Consider the following 22,219-nt stretch of genomic DNA (forward strand, 5'->3'; position numbering starts at 1 on the left):
CCCGACCGCAGCAAGCCCAGCAGCGTTTCGCGTTCCACGACGCTATTCTTCCACCCGGTTCCCGTCTGCACGCCTTGTTTTCATGACCCGAGCATGAGTGGCGACACCAAGAGCCGCGTCTGCAGTTCGATCGTGAAGCGCTGCACGGGATCATCGAGGTCGACCGCACACAGTTCTTCGATGCGTTGCAGCCGGTACCGAAAGGTGTTGCGGTGTATGCGAAGTGCCGCCGCCGCACGGGTGGCGTCGCCGCCCGCGTCGAACCAGCAGCGGAGGGTGTTCAGGTATTCGGCACCGCGCGGGGAAGGGTCGCGGCGGAGGACGTCGAGGGAGCCGTCGAGCAGGGCCGGGTGTTCGGCGGCTAGTTCTGCGAGTTCGGAGATCAGGACGTGCGGCAGCAGGTCCGTCAGGTGGGCGGTCGCTGGTGCCGTCAGGACTCGCGACGCGTGCCGGAGCGGGCCTACTTCCGCTCGGATTTCGGACGCGGTGGCGCAGGGGCGGCCGAGACACGCCACCAGCGGTGCAGCGGCCGACGCGCGCCTACGCAGGCGTTCGGTGAAATCGGCGGGTCCTGGGTCAGGCATCGACGGGAACAGGACGAACAGGAGGGAACCCAGCGTTGCCGTGGCCGTGCGAGGGTTCAGCATTCGGGCGCAACGGGCCAGGGCTCCCTCGCGATCGGGGGTGACCTCGCCCAGGGCGGCGAGACGCCATCGCTGCGAAGTGCCGAGTCGTTCGGTCAGTGCTTCCAGTGATCCCGAACCGGTGAGGAGTCCGCGCAGGAGCTCCGCGCGGATCGCGTCTTCGTCGTCTCGCCCGGCGGGCCCGTCGATGAACCAGGCAGCGGCGGCCGTCGACACCTCGCGCAATACCCGTGCCACGGGCGTCTCCCGGCGCGGCGCGCAGAGGACGTAGCCGCCGATGGTGGTGCCGGAGTGGATCGGGGCGGCCCAGCGCACATCCCCGTGCGGGAGGTCAACGCGGGCGACGCTTCGGACCTGGGCGAGGCGCTTCCGCAACTCCGACGGGACTCGCCGGGCTAGCACCATTTCGCTGGTCAGGGCGTCCATTGCTTCGCCGCAACCGAAGGCGAGAACGCGGAAGGACGCGTCGGCGACCACCACGGCACCGTCGAGGGCTAGGGCCGCGCTTTCGGCGAGATCGTAGAGACCGGCCGGGGTCGCTGTCACGCCGCCGAATCGGGCACCGGACAGCAGGGAGTGCAGCACGGTGCCGATCTCGGCCCATTCGACCTGTCTGGCGACCACGAGCACGGGCACCGCAGCAGTGGCGAGGTCGAGTTCCGGCGGCAGAGCACTCTCGCGTACGACTAGCGCTGCGGCTCCCGCGCGGCCAGCAGCGGTCAGGGCTTGCGCTAGTTCGTCGGCGGTCGGGCGGGGCTTCGTCATGAGCACCAGTTGGTGCCGACCCGGCAGGCGGGCGGGATCCCACGGCGTCGCCCCGGCCAGCGGACGGTTCAGGCCCGAAGCGGGGGCCGCCACGCTGAACCAGCCGCGTCGCGCGCTGACCAGGAGCGGAAGCCGGATCGTCCCGTCCGGCGGAGGGAGATCGGCGGCGATCGGTTCTCCTGGCCGGGTGTCGACTGCCGTCATCGGGCCGCTCCTTCCGTCCACGCCACGCTGCGTCGGGGGAAGGCTAAACAGCGCCCGGAGCGCCGTCAGTGGGCTCAGCGCACTGCGAAGACCGCTCGGCAGGGCTATCCGCCCAGCCGCCGCAACCGGGGCAGCAGATCCCGCCGGGCGAGGCCGAGGAAGCGGGCTTGGTCGTCGCCGGGCGCGTGCAGGACCAGGTCGGTGAAGCCCGCCTCGACGTACGGCCGGATCCGTTCGACGACCTCGTCGGGATCGGCGGAAACGATCCACCGGGACGCGATCTGGGACATCGGCAGTTCGTCGGCGACACGCTCCATGGCGACGGGGTCGGAGATGCCGTGCTTCTGTTCGGCGGTCAGGGACAGCGGTGCCCAGAACCGGGTGTTCGCGACGGCGGCCTCGGCGTCGGTGTCGTAGGACAGCTTGATCTCGATCGAGCGCGCGACGTCCGCGGGCTTGCGGCCGGACTGCTCGGCCCCGGCGTCGACAGCGGGCTGGAGCTTCTCCGTGTAGAGCTCCATGCCCTTGCCGCTGGTGCAGATGAAGCCATCCGCCGTCCGGCCCGCGTATTTCGCGACCACGGGGCCGCCTGCCGCGACGTAAATCGGCACCGGGTGGGCCGGTCGGTCGTAGACGGTCGCGTTCTCGGTTTGGTAGTACTCGCCGTCGAAACTCACCCGTTCCTCTGTCCACAAGCGACGGATGAGGTCGATCGCCTCGCGCAGGCGGGCGAAGCGTTCCTTGAAGCCGGGCCATTCCAGGCGGGCGACCGCGACCTCGTTGAGCGCTTCGCCGGTGCCGAGACCGAGCAGGACGCGTCCGGGATAGAGCGCGCCGAGCGTGCCGAAGGCCTGCGCGACCACGGCCGGGTGGTACCGGAAGGTCGCGGTCAGCACGCTGGTGCCGAGCCGGACCCGTTCGGTCCGCTCCCCCGCCGCGGCGAGCCAGGCCATCGAGAACGGGGCGTGCCCGTGCCGGTGCCGCCAGGGCTGGTAATGATCGCTCACCAGCACTGAGTCGAAGCCCCGCTCCTCGGCGAGGACGGCCAAGTCCACCAGGTGGCGCGGCCCGAACTGCTCAGCGGATGCCTTGTAGCCGATGGTGATTCCCGTGGTGCGTGTGTCCATTCCGGACACTCAACCCGGCTGGCGGCGCGGAGTCATCGTGCACGGCGGACGAACTCCAGCCCGCTGCCTTGTGCGCGACGTCAGCCGGGCTCGTCCCAATCCACCCCTGCCGCCCGCGTCGCCAGATGCACCGCCAACCGGTCGTCCGGATCGCCGAGATCCACCGGGAGCAACTCGGCAATCCGTTCCATCCGCTGCATCACTGTATTCCGATGCACCCCCAGCGCCTCCCCCGCCGCCTTCGCCGAAGACTGGAAATCCAGATAACACCGCAAAGTCCGAACCAAACCACCGGAGGGATCCGCCTCCTCCAGCGGAGCGAGCAGGTCGGCCGCCGCGCCGCGCAAAGGTGCGGAGCCGTACCAACCCGCGATCAGCTTTCGGGCGTTGCCCGCGTCGATGTGCTCGACGACCGCCCGGCGGTGCGCGGTGTGGGCGAGCAACGCCGCGCGGCGGGCCTGTTCGGCAGAGCGGCCGATGCCCGCCGCACCAGTGTGGGCCCGGCCTACTCCGGCGCACAGCCGCAGTCCGGGATGCTCCGCTTCGACGGCCGCGAGTGTCCTGGCAAGCCGGTCCAGTAACGGGCCGGGATCCTCGGCTTGCGCGTCGGAAGTCAGCCAGAACAGCCATCCTTCGGCGCGTTCGACAAGCCTCGCGGCGACTCCGTGTTCGCCCAGTTGTGCTTCCAATTCCGTACCCAGCGCGGACATCCGGAGCGCGGACGGGGCGGCTGCCGCCTGCACCTGGACCGCGGTGTGCCGTCCGGCGAGCCGCCAGCCGAGTGCGGTGGCCCGTTCGACGGTGCGGCGTCCCGGTTCGCCGGGCTGTTCGAGGATTTCGCTGAGCAGGAGCGAACGGCGCCGGTGTTCGCGTTCGTCGCGGACCGCCTCTCCGGCCACGTGCACGGCGAACGACAGCGCGGCGATCGCGATCGCGCGCCGGACCGGTTCGAGCAGCACACCGGCCGCGAACCGGGGCCGCCGCACCGCGATCCAGTAGACCGCGGGTCCGGTCGTGACGACCTGGACCGGGTGCAGCATTAGTTCGCCGTCCGCCCCGACAGTCAGGGCGACCGGCCGCGAATCGGCCAGCAAGGCAGGGTCGGCACACCTGCCGAGCAACGCGTGCACCTCCGGGTCACCGGCCACGAAACGGGCCTCCGCGTCGACGAGCGCTACTGGTTCGCCGAGCGTCGCCGAGAGCTGCGAAGTGAGCGCGTTCGCGTCGGCGGGCGGACGCTGGAAGCGGCGGGACGCGTCGCCGAGCACCCGCAGGCCCGCGATCTCCGGGGCGCTGACGTAGGGGTCGAACGCCGTGATCACCCCGGTCGGAGTGCTGTCCTCGACGCCGATCAGCGGCAGCGCCAGACGGTCGGCGAGCCTGCGGGTGGCGAAGGGCACCGGCCGGTGCGGGCGGGCCGCGATGATCCCGGACAGGCCCGCGCTGCCCGCCAGCCGGATCGCGAGGTCCGCCGCGAGATCGTCGAGGACCAGCTGCTCACGCCCGAACACCACGACGCTGCGCGGGGCGAGCTCGGAAATCTCGTGCACCGCGGATCCCGCGACGACCGCCCCGACGGGCCGCTTCAGCCCGGTCTCGCCCGCGAGCACCTCGTAGTGCTCGATCAGGTCGAGGTCCAGCAGCTGGGCGAGGGTGACCGTCATGGCGCCGCCGGTTCCAGGATCGGCCCCACCGCGGTCGCCTGGAGGCGCGCGGCCGGCACCGGAACGTAGGTCATCAGGGCCTCCCTCACCGGGGTTTCCCGCAAGGTGCGGGGGTCGGCGCCGGCCCGGACCGCGGCGTCCCGGGCCAGTTGCCGGGCGCGGGCCGCCGAATCTTCCCGTCCGCCGGCGCCCTGCCAGAAGATCCGGTCGACCGAGCCCGCCGCTTCCGCGGTCGCCGCTCCCGCGGCGGCTGCGAGATCGCCGTCCGGCGGCCGAATCGCGTCGGGCAGGGACCGGTCTCCGACAAGCACGACCGGGAGATCGTCGTATCCGTACCGCGCACGGGCGACCGCTGCGGCGACGGACATCGAGCGGTCCACCACGGTCAACCGCGGGAGGCGCGAGCCGATCCGGACGCCGCCGAATTCCCGGTGCGCGCCCGATTCGGGCAGCAGGCCACCACGCGTCGACCCGACCACAGTCTGGTTGCCGGTCGCGTCCACCACCACCGCCGAGGGCAGTCCGGCCAGCCGCGCGGCACCGTGCAAGAACGCCGCCTGGGCTGCCCCGAGGCAAGCCGTGGCGTGTCGCTGCGCAGCGAGTTCGGGTAGCACGGTTCCGTCCCCGCGAACCACATACAGCTCCGCATCGGGATTGTGCTTCCGAACCGTGGCGCCCAGTTCGTCGATCCCGGCGCGGGCGGACTCGGCCAGCGCGGCGTCGAGCACGGCGGTGTTCTCCCGCTCCAGCAGCCCGATCGCCTCGGTCTCGCTGCCTTTGCGCACCGGGACCTCCGGCCCGAGCACGTCGGCGAGGACGGCCGCGGCCTGCTGTTCGTGGTCGGGATTCTCCAGTCCGTGGACTCCGGCGACCGCGACCGCGCGGACGGTTCCGGCGCACCGGCGGGCGAATTCGGCCACCGCGGCGAGGTCCAGCGGCGCGGACGCTGTGCCGTCGTATTCGTGCCCGCCCCGCACCATCGCGACGGGTCCGGCGAGCGCACTGGACAGCTCGACCGGCCAGCCCACAAGCGGCGGAAGCGCGGTCGCACCGCCGATGCGCAGCACCCCGACCGGAGATCCCGCCTCGGCGGGCACGGGTTCCGGCAGGATCGCCACCACCCGATCGACCGCTTCGGCATCGACCTCCGCGAGCAGCGCATCGAGCAGTCTCGACGGCGAATCGGTGCCGGGAACTCCCCGGTGGGACGCCACGATTCGGTTCGCCGCGTCCAGTGCCACGGCTCGGGCGGCGACGGCGTCGAGGCCCACTCGCAACCGGCTCATCGGACACCAGCCAGAGGCGGCGAACCGTCGAACCGCACCGGATCGACGGCGTACCCGAACGCGCGCGGCCCGGCCGCCGCGTGTCCTTCGGGGGTGTGCCACCGCTCGTCGACCGGGCTGGCGATCACGTGCACTTCCTGCCCGGCGGCGAGGTCAACGGTCTGTGTCAACGCGCCCGTGTCCGCGTCCGCGACGCCGATCAGGTCCGGGACCGTGGCCAGCACCGTGCCTTCCCGGCTGACGATCAGGTTCTCGTTCTGGAAGTCGATCCGCACGAAACCGTCTGGGGTGTCGAGCGAAACCACGCCGCGCGGCCAGCCGTCCGAGGAATGCTGCAGGACCTCCGCGACGGTTCCGGTGCACACCAGGCGTCCGCCGCAGGCACGCAGGTACGGGTCGTGGCCGTCTTCGGCGAGCGCTGCCCCGATCCGGGCGCATTCGCTGATCGACCCGGCCGCGCCGAGCCGCGCGCAGTCCCCGGCGGTCACCCGATACGCGCTGATCAACGCCACGAGACCCAGCGGCGGCAGCACGGCCCGCACCAGCTCGCCGAGCACGGCGTCGGTGCCTTGACTGAACTCCGCGACGATGCCGGAGCCTCCGACGACGGTGATCGGCGAGGCGGAGAATCCGGCCAGCCGCAGCAGCGTCAGGTCGATCGAGGGCAGCGTGCGGCGCATCAGGTCGAGGTCGAGGCACGGCAGCCCGAGTTCGGCCGCGACCGCGAGCGGAACGGCCACGTTCACGCTGCCGAGCTGGATCGGCAGGACCGCCGCGCACTCGCGCCCGGCCCGTGCTTCCACCGCCTTTCGGAGGGTCTCCGCTTCGACGGTGCTGTGCGCCTTCTCGACGAGCGTGTGCGGGGTCCCGCCGGACACCACGGGGAGGACGAGCGCGTCCGGGTCCAGATCGCCCGCCGTGACGAGCGGGATCGGCCCGTGCCGCCGGACGGCCGCGAGCAGGAGCTGTTGCGCCAGGTACGGGTCGCCGCCGCCTCCGCTCCCGAAGTGCCCCGCGCCGCGCACCACGTCGTCGATCGCGGACTCGGCGACGTGCTCCATGCGCAAACCTTAACCGGCGTCGTGGCTGCTCAGGCGGTGGCGACACCCCGGAAACCGGCATACAGCCGAGCGAACGCGCGGGCGGCGGCGGTCAGCTCGGCGACCGGCACGTACTCGTCGGCGGTGTGCGCGACCGTCATCGACCCGGGCCCGTACACGACCGTCGGGATGCCGAGCTGATTGCGCAGGAACCGCGCGTCCGTGCCGAGTTTCAGCCCGCGAACCGGTGCGTCGTCCGCCGCCTCGCGGACCTCGGTCACAAACGGGTGCTGCGGGTCCAGTTCGGAGCCCTCGGCGAAGGCGAGGACGTCCGCGTCGTAGTCGAACCTGCCCGCGGCGTCGATCAGTCCGGTGACGGTGGCCAGCGCCTCGTCCCGGGTCTGGCCGGGCAGCACGCGCCGGTCGATCCGCAGCCGGCATTCGGCGGCCACGATGTTGACGGCGGTGCCGCCCGCGATGGTTCCCGCGTTCGCGGTCGGAGTGCCCAGGAGCGGATGCGCTTTGTCGCCGAAGTCGGCGAGGTGGAGCGCCGAGACGATCCGCGCGGCGTCGGCGACGGCGGAGTGCCCGGCGGCCGGATCGCTGCCGTGCCCGGCCCGCCCGCGCACCACGATCTCCACCATCAGCGAGCCGCGTTCGGCCACGCCGACCCGCAGTTCGCTGGGTTCGGGCACGACGGCCGCGTCGGCGTGCACCAGCCCGGCCGCGACCAGCGCCTCGGTCCCGGCCCGGCCGCCGGTCTCCTCGTCCGCCACGAGATGGAAGACGATGTTCGCGGGCGGCACGATTCCGGCGTCGCGGCAGGCGCGCATCCCTTCGAGCGCCGCGGCGATCCCGCCCTTCATGTCGCAGGCGCCGCGACCGTAGAGCAGGCCGTCCCGGACCAGCCCGCCGAACGGCGGCACCGTCCAGTCCTCTTCGGACACTGGCACGACGTCCACGTGCCCGTTGACCAGCAGCGTCGGCCCGTCGCCGGACCCGATGCGGCCCAGGATCGACGGACGGCCCGGTTCGGGCTCGAAAACCTCGACCTCGGCACCCAGTTCCGCCAAGACTTGATACAGCGGCTCGACCACCGGCCGTTCCCCGCCGGGCGGGTTTTGTGTGTCGCACCGGATCAAGTCCGCCGCCAGGTCTGTCACCCTCGCAGCTTGGACGGCGGCAGCGGCGTTCATGCGGACTCCTCAAGGTGTGCGGTCATCGCGGCGAGGGCTTCAGCGTCGAGAAACCCCAGCGGCGCAAGCCCTTTCGCGAACCCCGCCAACGCAGGACGGAACGCCGCCACCTCCGCGAAGAGGTCGGCAGCCTCCCGATGCCGTCCGGCGCGAGCGAGCAGGACCGCGCGCCAGAAGTCGGCCTCGCGGTTGTCCGGCCCGATCACCTCCGCCGCCGACGCGAGACCTTTCAGCCGCGCGTCCAGCTCGTCCGGCGTGACACCCTCGAACGGCCCGAGCGTCAAGCCGCGCGCGAACATCACCCCGCCGACCGCGCCGAAGGCTCGCGAGCGCGGGAGGAGCCGGGACAGTTCGGCGAGCGGATCCGGATGGTCGTCGACCCGCAGGTCGACCACCACCTCGTTCCACGGCGTCGGGCTCCGTCGGCCGGAGACGACCAGCAGTGCCGCCGACTGGGCACCGCGCACGTCTCCCCCGGCACCGTCCGCGGCTTGGAGCCCGGCGAGGATACGGTCGGCGAGGTCGCCGCCCGCGGTCTCGAAGGCGGACAGCGCGGCCTGGCACACGTCCGGGGCAGCCAGCATGTTCCCTTGCACCGTCACCTGATGCCCGCGCGCGGAACCGGCGTGCGGCGCGCACGAGCCGCCGGTGTGCGTGCCCACCGACCCCCGTGCGTCGACGATTCCCAGCTGGCGATAAGCGGAATCCGGGTCCTCGGCCACCAGCAAGTCCACAGTAGACGGTGCGGGTACGCCTGCCCGCAACAGCTCCAGGCCGCGAGGTCCGTAGTCGACGTTGACGAACGCCTGGGTGGCCACCGCGCCGACGCCCGCCTCGGCCCACGGCAGCAACGTGCCGACGCCGAAGAAATGGGTCTGGGCGCCGACCCCGAGGCAGCCGGTGGCCGGATCGCGCGCGACGATCGAGTACGTCACGGCCTTCCTTCCTCCGCCCGCGCGAGGTGGTTTCGGAGGAGGTCTGCCACCTGGCCGGTTTCCTCGAGCATCGGCAGGTGACCCGTTCCGTCCAGCTCCACCGCAGTGCCGCCGGTGGCTTCGGCGAGTTCGCGCGACATCGCGGGCGGGCACGTCGGATCCTCGGTTCCGGCCACTGCCAGCACCGGAATTCCCGATGTGGCCACCTTTCCCGCCAAATGCCGGATATCCGCGCCGAACGCTCCGTAAAGGATCTCCGCGACCACCGTCGTCGGCCGGGTGCCGACCGCTTCCGCCATCACCTCCCGGACCCGCGTCGAATCCCGGTGCTTCCGGCCCACTATCTCCGGCACCTGACCGGCGAAGTACCCGGCGGTCCCGGCGGCCTCGAGTTCGCGCACCATCGCGGCGATCGCCTCGGCCGGAACGCCGGTGCCCAGCGTCGAACCGAACGCGGCGACGCTGCGCACCCGCCGGGGATGCAGCGCGGCCAGCGCGACGCTGATCGTGCCGCCCAGGGACCCGCCGGCCAGATGCGCCTCGTCCAGCCCGAGGGCGTCGAGGACGGCCAGGACGTCCGGCACGTAACCGTCTTCGACGGTGAACGGGCCGGACTGCCCGGAATTCCCGTGCCCGCGCAGGTCCGGCGCCACGACCGGCCGGTCGAGCCGGGCGGCGACGTCCTCCCAGACCACTGCCGCGGAGTTGATCGGATGCAGGAGCACGAGCGGGACGCCGGACCGGTCGTCCGCCGTGCGCAGCACTGACAGCTTCCCGGCCGGTCCCTCGACGCTGACGCGGTCCAAGCCCCTGCTCATTCCGTGCCGTGCTTGGGCATCTGCGGGTCCTGGACGCTGACGTGCATGTGCCAGATCCGCCAGTCCGGGCCGCCCTTGCCGTCGTCGCGGCGGAAGAACTCGGTGGTGCGGAACGGGGTCGGGACCGCGTCCTGCTGGCCGGGAGCCAGCACGTCGGCGGTTCCTTCGGCGGTGAGCAGCGCGACGTCCCCGAAGACCTGGACGTCCGGGCCGACGGTGTCCTTGATCGCGGTGATGCTCAGCCCGATCTTCGCGGCGTTGACCCACAGCCGGTGCTTGTCCAGCACGCCGTGGTAGGTGTGGCCGTTGAGGTTGAACTGGTGGTAGCCGTCGCCCTCGGGGAAGTACTGCAGCATCCGGTCGGCGACGAGGCCGATGTTCGCCTCGTACCAGCCTTGGTGCGCTTCGAGGATCCGCTCGAGGTCAGTGCTCATGGTCGTGCCCTTTCAGTGGGTGAATTCGCCGGTCAGTTCTCCGACCGCGGCGAGAGTTTCTTCCGCGCCGCCGGCGACGACGGTCGCGATGGCGACGTTGTCCGCGCCCGCGTCGAGGTATTCCTTGAGGCGGGCCCGCGCGGTGTCCTGCCCGCCCACGACGCCGAAAACGTCGAGCCACTCGTCCGGCATCTCCGCGGCGACCACCTCGGGACCGCCTCGCGAGAGCATGTCCGCGAGCTGCTCGTTGGCGCCGACCGCGCCGAACAGCGGGCCAGGGCCACTCGCGGCGAGGTAAAAGGCAAGAACCGCTTTGAGCGCTTCCCTTGCGGCGGCTGCCTGCCCCGGATCCCGCGTGACGTTGGCCGCGGCGAGGACGGTGATCGTGATGCGCTCTTCCCGCCCGGCCGCGCGCGCGGCTTCGTCCAGCTTGCGCCGCGCGCTCCGTACGTATTCGACCGGTGCGAGCGCGCTGACAAGCAGGCCGTCCGCCATCCGGCCGGTCAGCTCGAGCCCCTTGTCCCCGAGCACCCCGGTGAACAGCGGCACCGGCTCGGCGACCGGATGCGTGATCGCGACCTGGCGGAAGGCGGCGAACCGGCCCTCCTCGTCGATCGTCTCGCCGCGCAACAGCCCTCGGACGGCGGTGAGGGTTTCGCGCAGGGCGCTCATCGGCGACCGCTGGGTCAGGCCCATTTGCGCGGTCCAGGCGGGGACGCCGTGCCCGATCCCGGGCATCAGCCGGCCGGGGTAAGCGCGGGCCAGCGTGCTGATTTCCATGGCCAGCAACGCCGGATGCCGGACGACCGACGACACGACCCCGATGCCGACCGGGACCCGGGAAGTCGCTCCGAGCGCGAGCGCGGCGCCCGCGATGCCGCCGAGGAAGAAGTAGTCCTCGGGCAGCCACAATTCCCCGAAACCGGCGGCTTCCGCGGCCGCGGCTCGTGCGCCGATCTGTTCCGGCGGAGTGGTGCTGCCGAGCAGCACTCCCAGCCGGCTGCGGGACGGGTGGGTCATCGGCGGGCTCCTGTCGTGCGGGCTGGTTCACCACGTTGGGCTCGACGTTAGGAACCGCACCGGGTCCGGCGCTTCGGGCACGGCGACGAAACGGGCGGAACACGACAGTGCACGGTGCACGACCGGCTGCCGTTTTGTGCCAAGGTGGAGGCAAAGGGAAGGCGGAGACGATGCGCGAGTGGCGTTGGCTGGCAGCGGCAATGCTGGGACTGTGTCTCGCCGCCTGCACCGGTCCCGCCAGCCAGCCGGAACCCAAGACCCCGGCGACTCCGACCACCTCCGCACTCAGCGGGAGCTACGACCCGGCACGGTTCGCCTCCATGGTCCGGACCCGCGCTCAAGAGGCGGGGGTGTCCCCTCGGCTGGTCATGGCGATTCTCTTCAACGAGTCGTACAAACCGCACGATCCGGCTCTCGAACGCGCCTGGCAGCGGCTCAAGCCGGGAGCCGCGTTCGGGGTCGCGAACATGCACGAAGCGACCTTCGACGCGACGAAGAAGGGCCGCGCGTTCGCCGGACGTTCATGGGACCAGCTGCCGGACGACCCGGACCTGGCGATCCAGGCCGAATCCTGGTACCTGCACGACCTGGCCGCGCAACTGCCCGCGCACCGGTCCGGCTCGATCACCTCCGACGAACTGCTCGCGCTCGGCTACAACGCGGGACCGGGCGCGATGAAGAGCTTCGCCCGCGGGACCAAGCCGGGCGCGCAGGCACAGTCCTATTTGGACACTCTGCGCGGGAACTGGGCCAAGGCGGGCAAGGCGCTCGGCGAGCCGTGAACGGGTTCCGGCCCCCGAACGCCGCGATCAAGCCGACCCGACCGGTACCCGGCGCCGATCCTCGCCCGCACTCCGGAGGTGCCGAGCGTCCGGCCGTATCCGTCGACCGCGAACCGGCCAGTGTCCTCTTCGGACACATACGGCTCCCGGCATTTCCGCGCTCACCCGCAGCCGCCCGGGGCCTCGACGCGACAGAAGCCCTCGGGTGCCCCAGCCGGGATGAGCGGCGTGATCCACTCCGTCACCGCGTCGACGACCGCGGCTTCGAGATCGTCGCGCGTCACCCTCCCGGCCGCGGCGGAACGTCGGGCTCCGCGCGCCGCGGCCCAGAACCGCTCGAGCCTGGCGGAAGTTTCGTGCGACGCGGAGCCAAGGATCCCGGTCACCGCGGCCCGGCAGTCACCCGCGTCCACGGGAGCGAGCTTAGAGCGGGCCACCTCTGTGGACTCCGCACCGCAATAATTGACTCGCACACCGCAATCCCGAACATTGAGGCAGCGCCCGGCCCAGCCCTACGGTTCCTTGCGTGGCTGACATTTCTGCAGGCGAGACCCCCTCCCCCGAACGCTTCGCCATCGACGTCGACGACGCGGACCTCGCCGATCTGCGGACCAGACTGGACCGAGTCCGGCTGCCCGAACACGAGACCGTGCCGGACGCGTCCCAGGGAATCCAGCTGGCGCAGCTGTCGACCCTGCTGACCGCTTGGCGCGAGCACGATTGGTCCGCGCTGCAGGAGCGGTGGAACGCCATCCCGCACTACCGCGTCGTCCTGGACGGCTTGGGGATCGCGTTCTGGCACGTCCGTTCCGCCGAGCCGGACGCGCTTCCGCTGGTGCTGACACACGGCTGGCCCGGTTCGGTTCTCGAGTTCGAGGACGTCATCGGCCCGCTGACCGATCCGGTCGCGCACGGCGGTTCCGCGCGCGACGCCTTCCACCTCGTGATCCCGGCGCTGCCTGGGTTCGGGTTCAGCGACCGACCGCGGGAGCAGGGCTGGAATCCCGGCCGCACCGCGCGGGCGTGGGCGCAGTTGATGACCGTGCTCGGCTATCCGCGGTTCGGCGCGCACGGCGGGGACTGGGGCGCGTTCGTGAGCACCGAACTCGCGCGCCTGGTCCCCGAACGCGTCGCGGGCCTGCACCTGACGATGCCGATCGCCTCCCCCATTCCCGACGACCTGCTCGCGCCCGGCCCCGCCGAACAACGCGTCCTGGACCGGCGGAACCGGCACCTCGCCGACGGCTACGGCTTCGGGCTGCAAATGAGCACCCGCCCGCAGACCCTGGGCTATTCGCTGCTCGACTCCCCCGCCGGGCTGGCCGCGTGGCTGGGCGAGAAATTCGCCGCCTACTCCGACACCCGGCCGGAATCCGGCGGCGGCGTAAGCATTTCGCAGCAGATCGACACCATCGCGCTGTACTGGCTGACCGGCACCGGCGCGTCCTCCTCGCGGTGGTATTGGGAGGCGATGCGCTGGGTGGCCCGCAGCGCGGAAGAGGAGAACGCGCAGCCAGTGACCGTGCCGACCGCCTGCTCGATCTTCCCGGCCGACCCCTGGCCCGCCGTCCGCCACTGGGCCGAACGCCGCTACCTCGACCTGCGCTCCTGGCACGAACTCGACCGCGGCGGCCACTTCCCGGGGCTGGAGCAGCCGGAGCTGCTCGTGTCCGAGATCCGGGAAGCGTTCCGGCGCCAGCGCTGATGCCGGGTCCGTCAGGAATCGCGGTACGCCGAGGGCCGCGTCCCGGTGTGCCGCAGGAACGCCGTCGACAACGCGGCCGGGTCAGCGAATCCGCAGCGCCCCGCGATCTGGGCGATGGTCAGTTCGGTGCCGCGCAGCAGCCGTTTCGCCTCGTCGATCCGCAACCGGGTCAGGTACCGGTACGGCGTCTCCCCGGTCGCTTCCTTGAAGACCCGGACCAGGTGGTAGACGCTCAGATGAACCTCGCCGGCGAGATCCGCCAAGGTGACCGGCTCGGCGAGCCGCTCGCGCATCGCCGCGACGACCGCCCGGACCCTCGCGTTCTCCCGCGTCGGCGCGGCCCGGGCGGACCGCCGCGTGTGCCGGGTAAGCAGCTGCATCGTCAGGAACGCCGCCGCGGATTCGGCATACAGATCGTCGGTCGCGCCCGCACTGCCGACGGCTCGGATGATCTCCTCGACCAGCGGATCTCCCGCCGTCAGCGACGCAGCCAGCGCGTCGAAGTCCACCGCGGCGCCGCCGAGCTGCGCGGCTGTCGCGTCGACGGTGTCCCGCGGAATGTGGACCTGCACGCTGTCCAACACGCCCGCTGCCCGGTAACGCCGCACCGCAGGCTGATCCGGAAGCATCAACTCGACGCGCCCCGACGTCCACGAAGTGCGCCCCCACCGGCCGTCCCGGCGCGTCTCCATCACCGCGCTCCGCCCGACCGGCAACACCAAATGCAGATCCGCCGCGGCGGGCAACGCCATTTCCTCGGCGACGGGGACGTGCTCGAACCGCTGCACGAGCAGGGACTCCCAGCCAGCGTCCGCCCAGCTGCAATACGTGCGCCGAACGTAGCGCGCCATGTCGAACCCGGCATACGGCTGGAGATCCAGCCGCGTGGAGTCGAACACCATGGTTCCCAGGCTAGCGACGATCAACACCAGGAGGCTCGATGACCACCGCTCGCACCGCCAGCCAGGCCCTGCACGCCGCCGTCCGGAGGCGAGACAAGGAGGCCTGGCTGGCGCTGTTCGCCGCGGACGCCCTGGTGGAGGACCCGGTCGGCCCTTCCCAGTTCGACCCGGACGGCACCGGGCACCGGGGCCGCGACGCCCTTTCCGCGTTCTGGGACCGGGCCATCGCGCCCAACGACTCGATCGAGTTCCTCTTCGACGACTCGTTCGCCTGCGGGCACGAGGTCGCTTACACCGGCCACGTCCGCAGCGAGAACGGCGGACAGGTGCTCGAGGCCGAAGGAGTGTTCGTCTATCGCGTCGACGAGGCGGGGAAAATCCTTGCGGTGCGCGCCTTTTGGGAGGTCGAACGCACCATGCGCACGATGCGGCCCGCGTGAGGGCTACGCGCGACGCTCGAAATGGCGGCGAGTCCGCTGGCGCGACAGCCAGTACAACGCGTGCGGGACCCCGGCCAGGAGACCGCACCCGGCGATGCATACACCGGTCACGAAAATCGGGTAAGAATCCACGCCATCGCTTCCGGCGCGCGCATTCTTGAAGGCGAAGGTTGCCCGGGTCAGCACGAGGTCCCCGATCGCGACCAGGCCGACCGCAGCCGCGGTCAACCGCCGCAGACGCTTCTCCCAGGCCAGCACAGGGACCTCAGCGCGCCCCTCGCGCAGCCGGACCCGCAGCGCGGCCACCGCTGTCCCCGCTCCGATCAGCAGACCCGCCCCGGTCGTGCCCAGGCCGAAGAGGAGGGCTCCTCCGGCGCCGATGTTGGCGCCGCTGTGCGGCGGCGCGGTGATGAGCATGACGAATCCCATGCCCAGCAGCACAGCCCCGGCAATGAGGATCCAGCTCGTGATGACCGTCAAGGTCCTGACATTGATTCTCGCGGTACTCATGGTTCCTTCCGGCTGAATGACGCCTCCGCCCGGTCGTCCCGGCCGCTGGTGCGCAGCGCCGGTTTCGCCCGGGCATTCCCCCTCCTGATCACCCAGCCGCTCGCGTCGCTCGCCTCGGGCGAAACGCGGGAACAACTGATTTCAGGCAAATCCATCGTATCCGGCCACAACCCGCCGAATGGGCCTCAGCGACGGTGTCGCCAAACGGTTACCAAGACAGGCACTCGAGCCTTTCTCAGCCGACACGCGGCGCGGGGATCACGACCCCGTCCGCGGGCCGGTTGCCGCGGTAGCGGGCCACGACGACCCGGACCCCGTTGCGGAACGCGTCCGGCATCGCCGCGAGCACGGTGCTGCGCGGCACCGGACGCGGAACGTCCAGCCCGGTCATCGGCCGGGCAAGGCCGATCCCGCGGACGGTCCACCGCAGCCGCCCGTCCTTGTCCTGATCGGTGAACTCCAGCGAAACCGGGCGCAATGCCGCCACGCGCACGAGCCCGCTGTCCGGCCCGGTCGGGATCAGCACGTCGCCCGCGTCGAGAAGAAGGCAGACCCGCAGGGCAGGCGTCAGCCCGTCGATGGCAACGATCCCGCGACGGCCCCGTTCGGGTGACCGGAGCAGCCGGACGCATTCGCGGTGCGTCAGCTCCACGTCGTCCATCGCCCGGCTCCTCCCCTGCGCTTCGGTGAGCCCAGGATCCCGATTCCGCCTCGCGGAGCGCAAGGACGCCCACCGCCGGACGGCACTTCCTGCCAGGACTCAAGGCTTATGCGGTCCGGTGCGGCGCATTTCCCGCTGCTGTTGAACTATTCGCCGGAAAACTCGATCACGCCAGCCTTGTTCACCGGGTCGTGGGACAGGCGCGGCGGGCACTATCGCGGATCGCGGTACCAGCGGCGATGGACCATCGGCTCCACAGCCAGCACGACGACCGCGGCAGCGAATGCGACCGTCCAGGCGAGCCGGTGGCGGCTTCGGCGGCTGGGGCCACGCCGAGGCCAACGCGGCGGCAATGGTGCGGTATCCGACCCCGTGCTTGCGCTGCGACGCCCGTTCCGGCAGGCCTGCCTTGGCATCGCGGCATACCGGTCGACGCGTGCGGCGGGTGTGTTCGCCATGCTGGCCGGACCCGCGACTCAGCGGCAGGTCAGCTCGCCCCCTGCCGGACGTCCGTCCCGTGCTCGGCGAACGCTTTGAAGTCCCGCATGTGCTGCTGCGACTGCTTGCGAAACGAGCCGACCATGAGCAGCGCCACCAGTCGCATCAGGGGCCCGTCGAACCGAAACTCGCTCTCGCTCTCCCACAGCGTCTTGTCCGGACCAGCGTCGACGATCCGATCGCGCTGGGCCTGCCACATCCCTTTGGCGGTGATCTCCCGTTCGTAATGCACGACGACCGACCTGGGCACTGCGCGGATGTCCGCGGGCTCCAGCCGAGTGATGGTCTCGGTGGCCTCCACCCGCTGTTTGCCCCGCTGGAACACCACGCGCGAGGTGGTGCCGACCTGGCCGTGTACTCCGTTCACCGGTTCGTGCAGAACCAGGCCCCGCAGCCACTTCGCCAGGTGCGCCGGGTCGGAGATCAGCTGGACCACCTTCTCGCGAGGCAGGGCGATCTCGATCGAGTTGGCGTACTTCATCGCTCGCTTCCTTCGGGGGCGTAGAACGCGGTGGTGGCTGCCACCGCAGCCGCCACGCGATCCGGGTCGCCGCCGGCGGCCAGGTGAGCTTCGCCCCATGCCGCCGCGCTGCGCCGTGCGAACTCGCGTCCCCCGGACAAGGTCCGGAACTCGTCGTGATCGAGGGTCTCGCCGTCGGCCAGGAAGCGCGAAAAGGAGAGGAGATGCAGATCCCAGCCCACGCCGCCGGCGCCCGGGCCGTAAGTCGGGAACATGGGCTCCCCGACGGCCGCGGCGTGGACCAGCTCGAATTCGGTGCCCCCGGCAGTGCCCGGAGACAGCCTCACCTCGACCTCGCTCGTGCCCGGCCACTCGTCGGCCCCGGGCCCGAAGAGCCAGGACACCCGCAGCCGCCGCGGCGGGTCGCAGGCGAGGATCTCCCCGTGCTCACCGCCGTCCAGCTCGAACGATCCGCCCAGGCGCAGGTCACCGGTCACCGGCTTCAGCCAGCGGCCCAACCGCTCGGGGTCGGTGATGGCGTTCCACACCTCGTCGACCGACGCGTCGTAGTCACGCCGCAGCTCGATCGTGTACGCGTCGCCGGCCGGCAGGGTCGCGGTGCCCATCGCCCGGCGCGCAGCGGCCAGTTCGTCCAGTACGTCCTTCATGTCATCGTCCTTTCGCTGGCGGACCGGCCTTGCCGACACCCGAGGTCCGGGATGCTCGCCTGCCGCGGGCCAGCTCAGTGCCCAGGGCATCGAGCCGCTGATTCCAGAACCCGCGAAACCGGTCCAACCACTCGTCGACCTCGCTCAGCGGCGAGGGGTCGACGGCGTAGAACCGGCGGGCTCCCTCGGCCCGGACCGAAGCGAACCCGTTCTCGCGCAGAACGCGCAGATGCTGCGAGACAGCCGGCTGGGACAGTGCGAACTCGGCTCGAATCACGTCGGTGATCGCGCCCGAGGTCTGCTCGCCGTCGGCGAGCAGTTCGAGAATGCGGCGGCGCACCGGGTCGCCGAGAATGTCGAACGCGTGCACTACCCGGATCATACCGGCTCTCGCTTATATAAGCCAGCGCCGGTACTTGGTCCATCCACGGTGTCGGCGCCCGATCCGTCTCGCCAATGCCGGTGTCGACCGAGACCTGCTCCCGGCGTCAGCAAGACCGATGTAGTCACCCAGCCCGCAACGCGCCGGTGCCATTGGCCGCACGGTGAAACCCGGCCGTCAGGGCAGGTCGGCGGTGAGCAGGCGCAGGCCCTGTTCGAAGAGGTCGGTCAGGTCGGTTCCGGTCAGATGGTCTTGGGCCTCGGCGAGGTGTGGATAGTCGCCGTCTTGGATTGCTTCGCGCAGGTGGCCGATGTCGGCGGGCAGGTCCGGGCCGGACTGGATTGCTGCTTGTTCTTCGAGGGTGTGGCCGGTTGCGAAGTGCAGGACCAGCAGCGCAGTTTTCATCGCCGCTGCGGCGTCGAGGCCGGTTTCCCGCAACGCGCCGTTGAGGGCTTCGGCGAAGCCCAGGGTGTTCGGCCCGATGGCGTGCGTGCCCGCGTACACCCGCGCACCGTCGCGATAGGACAGAAGTGCGGTGCGCAGGCTTCTCATCAGGGCCAGCACCCGTTCGCGCGGCTCGGCGATTCCGTCGGCGGCGGTGAGGCAGCCGTCCAGCATCGACTCGGCCATGGCGGTCAGCAAGGCCGTTTTGGTCGGGAAGTAGCCGTAAAGCGTCCCCACTTGGACGCCGACCGCGGTGGCCAGTTTTCGCATGGTGAGCGCGTCGAGGCCCTCTTCGTCGAGCAGCCGGAGCGCGGCGGCGGTGACGTGGGCCCGGTCGGCGGCGGGCGGGCGTCCTCGGGTGCGGGGCTGGTGCGCGGTCATGGCATGGCCAGCCTAGCAGCGTGTTTGACAGCTTCGCGCTTCCTCAGGACACTGACGGCAGGCTTAAATGAACGCTGTTCGGAAAATAATGGAGGCGGTTGTGGACACCGAGGTCGTGATCAGCGGGGCAGGCCCGACGGGGCTGCTGCTCGGCGCGGAACTGGCGCTGGCCGGGGTGCGGGTCCGGATCCTCGAACGGCAGCAGGCGCGGCACGGCCAGTCCCGCGCGCTCACACTGCATCCGCGCAGCATCGAGATCCTCGAACTGCGCGGCATCGCCGACCGGTTTCTCGACCGGGGCCGCACCGTCCCGAGCTGGCATTTCGCAGGGCTGTCGCGGAAGCTCGACTTCTCCGCGCTGGACACTCGGCACGGCTACACGCTGTTCCTGGAGCAGGCGCAGACCGAGCAGCTGCTCGAAGAACGCGCACGCGACCTCGGCGTCGAAATCTCCTACGGGCACGAAATCGTGTCGCTCGCCCAGGACGACGACGGGGTCGATGTCACGGGCATCGGGCCGGACGGGGACTTCCGGCTTCGCGCCGCGTATCTCGTGGGCTGCGACGGCGGCCGCAGCAAGGTCCGGGAGTCCGCCGGCATCGGATTCCCGGGCTCGGACGGCACGATGAGCTCGATGCTCGGCGACTTCGCGGTCGTCGACCAGGAGGCGATCGCCGCGGCCTGGCGTGTTCCGCTGCTGATCGCCCCGCTTTCCGGAGGACTGACCCGCATCGTGGTCACCAGTCCGGAGCGCATGCGCGTCCCGGCAACGGAACCCGTGACGTTCGAGGAGTTCCGCGCCACCCTGGTGGAACTCACGGGCACCTCCTTCGGCATCGCGGAGCCGCGCTGGCTTTCGCGCTTCGGCAACGCCACCCGGCTGGCCGAGCATTATCGGTCCGGCCGCGTTTTCCTCGCGGGCGACGCGGCGCACATCCATTTCCCGGCGGCGGGCCAGGGCCTCAACACCGGCCTGCAGGACGCGATGAACCTCGGCTGGAAACTCGCCGCCGAGCTCAACGGCTGGGCGCCGCCGGGCCTGCTCGACACCTACCACGCGGAGCGTTTCCCGGTGGGACAACTGGTCGCCGACAACACCCAAGCCCAGACGCTGTTGCTGGAACTCACCCTGGTCCCCGACTACCAGCGTCCGGTCGCCGCGGTGCGCGGACTGCTGGATTCGTTGCTCGAAATCCCCGAGGTCAACGCCCGGCTGGCCGGTCTGGTGTCCGCCCTGTCGACGTCCTATCCAGCACCCGACGACGACCCGCTCGTCGGCACCCGCGCGCCCGGCCGGATGCTCGGGTCGCAAGGCGCGAATATTTTGCACGACGGTACTTTCGGCTACTTCGGAGACGGCGCAGAGCAGGTCGCCGAAGGCTGGAAAGACCGGATCACGGTGACCAGCACCCGACCCGAGAACCTCAGCGAACTCCTCGTCCGACCGGACGGCCACATCGCATGGGTCCGCCGCGAAACCGATCCGCCGGACGCCGCGCGCCGGGAAGCCGCGATCACCGCCTGGGCCGGAGCGGCGGCGCGGCGATGACCGAGTACCTGACCCCTGCCGGGCTGCACCGCATCCCCGGAGCCTTCACCCCGGTCGTGCGCGTCGCCGACCTCGTTTTCCTTTCCGGGCAAGTCGCCTGGGACGAGCACGGGAACCTCTGCGGCGACGACCACGCGACCCAGATGCGGCGGATCGCGCACAACCTCGACGTCGCGCTCGCCGCCGCCGGCTGCGGCCGCGAGGACATCGTCAAGGAAACCGTTTACGTTGTGGACTATCGCCCCGAGCTGATCTCCGGACTCTTCGCCGCACTGCGCGAAGGAGTGCCCGCGGCGCCGGCGAGCACCCTGGTCGGAGTCGCCGCGCTGTTCGCCCCCGACGTGCTGGTCGAGGTCGACGTCATCGCGAAGGTGCCCGCGCCATGAGCCACTACGTCCTGGTACACGGCTCGTGGTGCGGCGGCTGGATATGGGACCGGATCGCGGCGCGGTTGTCCGAGCAAGGGCACACTGTCGCCGCGCCCACGCTCACCGGCCCCGGATTGCAGCAGCACCTCGACGAAGTCGGGCAGGTGCTCGAAGACCAGGTCGTCCTCGTCGGCCACAGTTACGGCGGGATGGTCGTCGCCGGGCTCGCGGACGCGCATCCGGAGCAGGTGCGCGAAGCGATCTATCTCGATGCTTTCCTTCCCTCGCCCGGCGAATCTGCCTTCGACCTCATGCCGGTTCTGCGTCGGCTGTTCGCCGAAGCGGCGCAGTCCCATGACCCGTCGGGCCGGGCCGTTCCGCCGTTCGGGCTCGACGCGCTCGGATTCACCGACCCCGCCGTGGTCTCCCGGCTGCGGCCGATCGACCTCGCCAGCCACGAAGAACCCCTGCCGCCGTCCTCGGCCACGCGGCCGCCTGGCCGCTACGTTCTTTTCGGCGAGCACTCTCCTTTCTCGGTTATGGCTGCCCGTGCCCGGGAGCAGGGCATGGAATGCCGGACCGTCGCGACCGGCCACTTAGGACTGTGGACAGCGGCCGCCGAAGTGTGCGCGGCCCTGACTGGGCCGGAGGGATCTCTTCCCGGACGTCGCTGAGGCAGCGAGGTCCGGGCACCCGAGGGCGTGCCGGGCACACGGCGCGTCCCGCCGCGATCGGCGAGCCCGTCCGGATCAGACCGGGCAGACCCCTGGCCCGGCAGCGCACCGCCGCGCGAGTCCAGCCCGTAACGAGCCCATCCGGATCAAGCCGGGCGGATCTCTGGCCCGGCAGCGCCGCACCGTAAGTCCAGCACCTAACGAGCCCGTCCGAGCCAGGCCGGGCGGCTCGCTGGTCCGGCAGCGCACCGCCGCGAACCCAGCCTCTGGTCCGAGGCATGCGAACGCGTCGAGTTCGCCTGGCAGCAATGCTTCGCCGACCCGCGGCAGACAGCGCCGCACTTGCGCTCGCCATCCCCGCCGGGGAACGACCTCCCGCTGGCCCGGCCTTTCCGCCGTCCGGACGCTTCCGACATTCGTACGGCACCCGGGACATTCCCTACGAAAGTCGCCCAGGGCCCGAAAACGCGAAAAATCCCAGCACCGGCAACGCATATACGAATTGACCGCTGAATCCGGAACATTCCGTTGGTCCGTTTGGAGCATTGACGCTCCCGGGCGCCGATCCTTTACTCGACTGTGCTCGGCCGCATACCCACCGTGAGCAGCCGGGCGCGTTCCCTCTCCCCGCACCCATCGTCCTGCCTTCAGGGAAGGAAGAC

The 22,219-nt window shown here is 70.9% G+C and carries 24 protein-coding genes; 6 read left to right on the forward strand and 18 right to left on the reverse strand.

From position 1 onward, the window contains the following. Positions 1 to 80: 80 nt before the first annotated feature. From FKO37_RS30840 to FKO37_RS30885, 10 genes are all read right to left on the reverse strand, one after another. Entirely contained in the window at positions 81 to 1,613 is a 1,533-nt protein-coding gene (locus tag FKO37_RS30840) for a helix-turn-helix domain-containing protein (RefSeq protein WP_238606761.1), read from the reverse strand. A 104-nt stretch (positions 1,614 to 1,717) separates the two neighbouring features. After that, complete coding sequence (gene fgd, locus FKO37_RS30845; RefSeq protein ID WP_238606762.1) at positions 1,718 to 2,740, reverse strand: glucose-6-phosphate dehydrogenase (coenzyme-F420); 1,023 nt, start codon at positions 2,738 to 2,740, stop codon at positions 1,718 to 1,720. Positions 2,741 to 2,820: 80 nt separating this feature from the next. Then, positions 2,821 to 4,404 (reverse strand): PucR family transcriptional regulator, encoded by a 1,584-nt coding sequence (locus FKO37_RS30850; protein ID WP_238606763.1) that lies wholly within the window; start codon positions 4,402 to 4,404, stop codon positions 2,821 to 2,823. Continuing rightward, positions 4,401 to 5,690: a hydantoinase/oxoprolinase N-terminal domain-containing protein gene (locus FKO37_RS30855; RefSeq protein ID WP_238606764.1), complete on the reverse strand. Its 1,290-nt coding sequence runs from the start codon at positions 5,688 to 5,690 to the stop codon at positions 4,401 to 4,403. The genes FKO37_RS30850 and FKO37_RS30855 overlap by 4 nt, the downstream gene beginning before the upstream one ends. Then, positions 5,687 to 6,751 (reverse strand): DUF917 domain-containing protein, encoded by a 1,065-nt coding sequence (locus FKO37_RS30860; RefSeq protein WP_238606765.1) that lies wholly within the window; start codon positions 6,749 to 6,751, stop codon positions 5,687 to 5,689. Before FKO37_RS30860 ends, FKO37_RS30855 begins: the two co-directional genes overlap by 4 nt. Positions 6,752 to 6,780: 29 nt before the next feature. Beyond that, positions 6,781 to 7,926: a M20 family metallopeptidase gene (locus FKO37_RS30865; protein ID WP_238606766.1), complete on the reverse strand. Its 1,146-nt coding sequence runs from the start codon at positions 7,924 to 7,926 to the stop codon at positions 6,781 to 6,783. Then, positions 7,923 to 8,861: a DUF1028 domain-containing protein gene (locus FKO37_RS30870; RefSeq protein WP_238606767.1), complete on the reverse strand. Its 939-nt coding sequence runs from the start codon at positions 8,859 to 8,861 to the stop codon at positions 7,923 to 7,925. The genes FKO37_RS30865 and FKO37_RS30870 overlap by 4 nt, the downstream gene beginning before the upstream one ends. Further along, positions 8,858 to 9,679: an alpha/beta fold hydrolase gene (locus FKO37_RS30875; protein ID WP_238606768.1), complete on the reverse strand. Its 822-nt coding sequence runs from the start codon at positions 9,677 to 9,679 to the stop codon at positions 8,858 to 8,860. The genes FKO37_RS30870 and FKO37_RS30875 overlap by 4 nt, the downstream gene beginning before the upstream one ends. Continuing rightward, positions 9,676 to 10,113, reverse strand: a complete 438-nt coding sequence (locus FKO37_RS30880; RefSeq protein ID WP_238606769.1) for a nuclear transport factor 2 family protein — start codon at positions 10,111 to 10,113, stop codon at positions 9,676 to 9,678. Before FKO37_RS30880 ends, FKO37_RS30875 begins: the two co-directional genes overlap by 4 nt. Positions 10,114 to 10,125: 12 nt before the next feature. Beyond that, positions 10,126 to 11,133 (reverse strand): LLM class flavin-dependent oxidoreductase, encoded by a 1,008-nt coding sequence (locus FKO37_RS30885; RefSeq protein ID WP_238606770.1) that lies wholly within the window; start codon positions 11,131 to 11,133, stop codon positions 10,126 to 10,128. Between the two features lie 170 nt (positions 11,134 to 11,303). Here FKO37_RS30885 and FKO37_RS30890 point away from each other — a divergent pair, with 170 nt between their 5' ends. Continuing rightward, a complete protein-coding gene (locus tag FKO37_RS30890; RefSeq protein ID WP_238606771.1) occupies positions 11,304 to 11,915 on the forward strand; it encodes a transglycosylase SLT domain-containing protein in 612 nt (203 codons plus the stop codon). Between the two features lie 161 nt (positions 11,916 to 12,076). Here FKO37_RS30890 and FKO37_RS30895 read toward each other — a convergent pair whose 3' ends face one another. Continuing rightward, positions 12,077 to 12,328, reverse strand: a complete 252-nt coding sequence (locus FKO37_RS30895) for a hypothetical protein (protein WP_238606772.1) — start codon at positions 12,326 to 12,328, stop codon at positions 12,077 to 12,079. Between the two features lie 113 nt (positions 12,329 to 12,441). Here FKO37_RS30895 and FKO37_RS30900 point away from each other — a divergent pair, with 113 nt between their 5' ends. Beyond that, positions 12,442 to 13,620 carry an epoxide hydrolase family protein gene (locus FKO37_RS30900; protein WP_238606773.1) on the forward strand — a complete coding sequence of 393 codons (1,179 nt, stop codon included), beginning with the start codon at positions 12,442 to 12,444 and terminating at the stop codon, positions 13,618 to 13,620. A gap of 11 nt (positions 13,621 to 13,631) precedes the next feature. Here the strand turns inward: FKO37_RS30900 and FKO37_RS30905 are convergent, their stop codons facing one another. Continuing rightward, a complete protein-coding gene (locus FKO37_RS30905; protein WP_238606774.1) occupies positions 13,632 to 14,522 on the reverse strand; it encodes a helix-turn-helix domain-containing protein in 891 nt (296 codons plus the stop codon). Positions 14,523 to 14,560: 38 nt separating this feature from the next. Here FKO37_RS30905 and FKO37_RS30910 point away from each other — a divergent pair, with 38 nt between their 5' ends. Beyond that, positions 14,561 to 14,962: a nuclear transport factor 2 family protein gene (locus FKO37_RS30910; RefSeq protein WP_238606775.1), complete on the forward strand. Its 402-nt coding sequence runs from the start codon at positions 14,561 to 14,563 to the stop codon at positions 14,960 to 14,962. 3 nt (positions 14,963 to 14,965) lie between these two features. Here the strand turns inward: FKO37_RS30910 and FKO37_RS30915 are convergent, their stop codons facing one another. The 6 genes from FKO37_RS30915 to FKO37_RS30940 form a co-directional block, all read right to left on the reverse strand. After that, on the reverse strand, positions 14,966 to 15,442 hold the full coding sequence (locus FKO37_RS30915; protein WP_238606776.1) for a hypothetical protein: 477 nt from the start codon (positions 15,440 to 15,442) through the stop codon (positions 14,966 to 14,968). Between the two features lie 265 nt (positions 15,443 to 15,707). Then, a complete protein-coding gene (locus tag FKO37_RS30920) occupies positions 15,708 to 16,133 on the reverse strand; it encodes a hypothetical protein (RefSeq protein ID WP_043828369.1) in 426 nt (141 codons plus the stop codon). Positions 16,134 to 16,620: 487 nt separating this feature from the next. Continuing rightward, complete coding sequence (locus FKO37_RS30925) at positions 16,621 to 17,112, reverse strand: SRPBCC family protein (protein ID WP_238606777.1); 492 nt, start codon at positions 17,110 to 17,112, stop codon at positions 16,621 to 16,623. After that, positions 17,109 to 17,759, reverse strand: coding sequence for an SRPBCC family protein (locus FKO37_RS30930; RefSeq protein ID WP_134729971.1), 651 nt, complete (start codon positions 17,757 to 17,759; stop codon positions 17,109 to 17,111). The genes FKO37_RS30925 and FKO37_RS30930 overlap by 4 nt, the downstream gene beginning before the upstream one ends. A gap of 1 nt (position 17,760) precedes the next feature. Next, on the reverse strand, positions 17,761 to 18,129 hold the full coding sequence (locus tag FKO37_RS30935) for a helix-turn-helix transcriptional regulator (RefSeq protein WP_051729756.1): 369 nt from the start codon (positions 18,127 to 18,129) through the stop codon (positions 17,761 to 17,763). A gap of 189 nt (positions 18,130 to 18,318) precedes the next feature. Continuing rightward, positions 18,319 to 18,966 (reverse strand): TetR/AcrR family transcriptional regulator, encoded by a 648-nt coding sequence (locus FKO37_RS30940; protein WP_238606778.1) that lies wholly within the window; start codon positions 18,964 to 18,966, stop codon positions 18,319 to 18,321. Positions 18,967 to 19,066: 100 nt separating this feature from the next. Between FKO37_RS30940 and FKO37_RS30945 the strand changes: the two genes are divergently transcribed. Genes FKO37_RS30945 through FKO37_RS30955 form a run of 3 tightly spaced genes read left to right on the forward strand, consistent with a single transcriptional unit; the run spans position 19,067 to position 21,557 of the window. Continuing rightward, complete coding sequence (locus FKO37_RS30945; RefSeq protein WP_238606779.1) at positions 19,067 to 20,515, forward strand: FAD-dependent monooxygenase; 1,449 nt, start codon at positions 19,067 to 19,069, stop codon at positions 20,513 to 20,515. Then, a complete protein-coding gene (locus FKO37_RS30950) occupies positions 20,512 to 20,901 on the forward strand; it encodes a RidA family protein (RefSeq protein WP_238606780.1) in 390 nt (129 codons plus the stop codon). The genes FKO37_RS30945 and FKO37_RS30950 overlap by 4 nt, the downstream gene beginning before the upstream one ends. Beyond that, positions 20,898 to 21,557, forward strand: coding sequence for an alpha/beta fold hydrolase (locus FKO37_RS30955; RefSeq protein ID WP_238606781.1), 660 nt, complete (start codon positions 20,898 to 20,900; stop codon positions 21,555 to 21,557). The genes FKO37_RS30950 and FKO37_RS30955 overlap by 4 nt, the downstream gene beginning before the upstream one ends. The last annotated feature ends 662 nt before the right edge of the window (positions 21,558 to 22,219 follow it).

This window comes from Amycolatopsis sp. Poz14, from assembly GCF_006704225.1.
Taxonomy (GTDB): Bacteria; Actinomycetota; Actinomycetes; order Mycobacteriales; family Pseudonocardiaceae; genus Amycolatopsis; species Amycolatopsis nivea.